The organism is Sporolactobacillus sp. KGMB 08714, from assembly GCF_036598985.1.
Lineage (GTDB): Bacteria > Bacillota > Bacilli > Bacillales > Sporolactobacillaceae > Sporolactobacillus.
In genome coordinates this window covers 1-2,404 of record NZ_JAUUBW010000055.1, presented here as the reverse complement: position 1 = coordinate 2,404, position 2,404 = coordinate 1, and the positions used below count along the sequence as shown (strand labels likewise).

2 protein-coding genes are annotated in these 2,404 nt (G+C 42.6%); one reads left to right on the top strand and one right to left on the bottom strand.

Annotation, left to right across the window (positions count from 1 at the left end):
- On the top strand, nt 1–236 hold a 236-nt coding region (locus tag Q6A92_RS17200; protein ID WP_332238849.1), incomplete at its 5' end, for a hypothetical protein.
- Between the two features lie 844 nt (nt 237–1,080).
- Here the strand turns inward: Q6A92_RS17200 and perR are convergent.
- Complete coding sequence (perR, locus tag Q6A92_RS17195; RefSeq protein WP_274401722.1) at nt 1,081–1,536, bottom strand: peroxide-responsive transcriptional repressor PerR; 456 nt, start codon at nt 1,534–1,536, stop codon at nt 1,081–1,083.
- Between the last annotated feature and the right edge of the window lie 868 nt (nt 1,537–2,404).

Below are 2,404 nucleotides of genomic sequence, written 5' to 3'. Positions count from 1 at the left end.
TTGAATTGATTGAAGGGTGGGCCCCTTCTCAATTGCGCTTGGCTTTTGTTCAGTTTTCAAGGAACATTCCAAAAAGCAACTTAATTAGTTTACCTCTTCTGTCGAATTATGTCAACATCTTTTTCTATCAAAATCATTCACAAAGCGTTGCATTTGCTTCAACAACAAGAGATTTCAAAAAGACAACAAATATTTTAACATGCATCAATATGCATGTCAACAAGCCTCATCTTTAAAACCGATTTTGCAATCTAAAGCAGAAACGGTCCCATTATTTACGGCCTGTCTAAAAACAACGACATATAATTTACCATGTATTCGCGAATACGTCAATATCATTTTACTAAAAGCCTTAATGTAAATAAATGAGGCGGCCCGCTGATCTAAAGACGACCGGCGGGCTCTGATTCGGCGGGATCATTGTTCGACTCTCCGGTTGTTGGATCCGGCATCCGAAAAAAAGACCGGCTTTCCCTTTAGTCTGAGTAACTGTTCTCCCTCTCGGGCATGTTGAAAGCTCTTCTCAGGATCCCGGAGTTACCGGCAAAAAGCACCACGTCAGATAACCGGGTTCCCATTTTCTTCTGTCCTCTCAATCAAGAGTGCTGGACGCAGGATCCCGGACATTGAAATCAGCTCATTTGAAAAAGGTCTCAAATCACCCGGTCCTCCTGTACAACATGCCCATGAACCATTTTCGGTACATGCTTCATCGGACTCAGTCAACGGTGAGGCGGCCAGTCGCAGGCTGTCCTGCATGCACGCTGCTTTGCGTTTACATAAATGTAAACGGGCCGCAGCGGCACTTTTTTAGGCCCCGCGAATATGTCAGTCGGGTCTGCCTCTCAACGATATGCTGGCGCCACGGAACAGCCCGCATAATTTCTGCGGATCCCGCTCAAAGATCACATGGTCAAGATCCATTCCATATAAAGCAGACTCCGTTTGGTCCCGGCCTGCACAGTTTTATACGGAAGAAGCGGCCGGCGGAGTAACAGCCGTTTTCACGCAAAAAAGCGGACCATGATGTCCGGTCCGGTTACGATGAACGGAAGCTGTGAGGCGCAGCCATTCCATTCCCTATTCCTGATCTGTTTTATTTTCTTTACTCTGACATTCCGGGCAGATTCCGTACACTTCCAGCCTGTGATGATCTACAATAAATCCGGTCACCTGAGCCGCCAGCGTTTCAACCTCGTCCAGTCCCGGATAAAAGAAGTCGACAATTTTTCCGCATTTACTGCAGATAATATGATAATGCTGTTTTGTCGAAAAATCAAAACGGCTTGATGAATCGCCGTAGGTCAGTTCTTTAACTAACCCGGTCTTTTTAAAAACACGCAAATTATTGTACACCGTTGCGACACTCATATTCGGAAACTTATGCTCAAGATCTTTATAAATCTCATCCGCCGTCGGATGTGCATCGGAAATAACCAGATATTCAAGAATCGCATGACGTTGCGGTGTAATCCTGACACCGGAATCTTTTAGCAAATTAATTGCTTTCTCAACAGCTGCAGCATCTTTGCTCATCGCCATGCACCTCGCTTTCAAAACATTATTAATTATCATAATCAGAGAACATTGATTATCAAATTAAAATAGTTATAATTACATTTTCAGTTTACATTGAACGGACTGATTCTGTCAACGCTGGCGCACCATTTACAAACAGACACGGAGGCTTCCCCCCGGCGGCAGCGGTTTAGAACAACCTTTCAGGCCATACCGCAGCCATTTTGAAGCGCATTCATTTATATTTCTCAATCCGCCGGACAAGAACAGCTAATATTAGCTTAATCCATTTCCGGCACTTCTATGTATTAAAAAGCATTGAAAATCTGCAGCTTTTGTTCAGATGCGAATCGGCGGTCAATATTGCCGCCGAAGTTTATTATATCAGGAAAAATCCGTTTGTCGTTCACAAATCAGTGAAAAAGTGAGTCTGAATGATCATTTTTCTGCTTTATTTATGAAACATTGCTGTTATCCGTTATTCCCGGTAAGCGACAGTACATTAGTCAGAAATCCGTGTTGTTAAAGGATTTTTACTGAAGAAGCCGACAGCATTGCTGCAATGATACATATCATTAATGCCCGAAAAATGTCATGGCATTAGCCTTTTTAATCCGGATGGAAAAAATGACAACGCAATGTTTAAAAAGCCGCGTCCATAAAGAATTTTAGTTCCATCCGCCTTTCATCGGTATAATGATGCAGGCGGCCGTTGAGCAAAAAATTATTTATTTAAAATGTGCTTGGCATAAAATTGTGAACTATTATTCGGCTGCGGGCCGGAAATTAAAAAACGGCAATAAATATGGAACTAAAACTTGAAACACCAAAAACAGTGTTTAAGCCTTATCCGATAAGGGGGTAACACAAAAAATAAAAGCATGAA

Bases quoted from the DNA above. Each gene is read 5' to 3' on its own strand.
- perR (WP_274401722.1), bottom strand. From the start codon at position 1,536: ATGAGCAAAGATGCTGCAGCTGTTGAGAAAGCAATTAATTTGCTAAAA.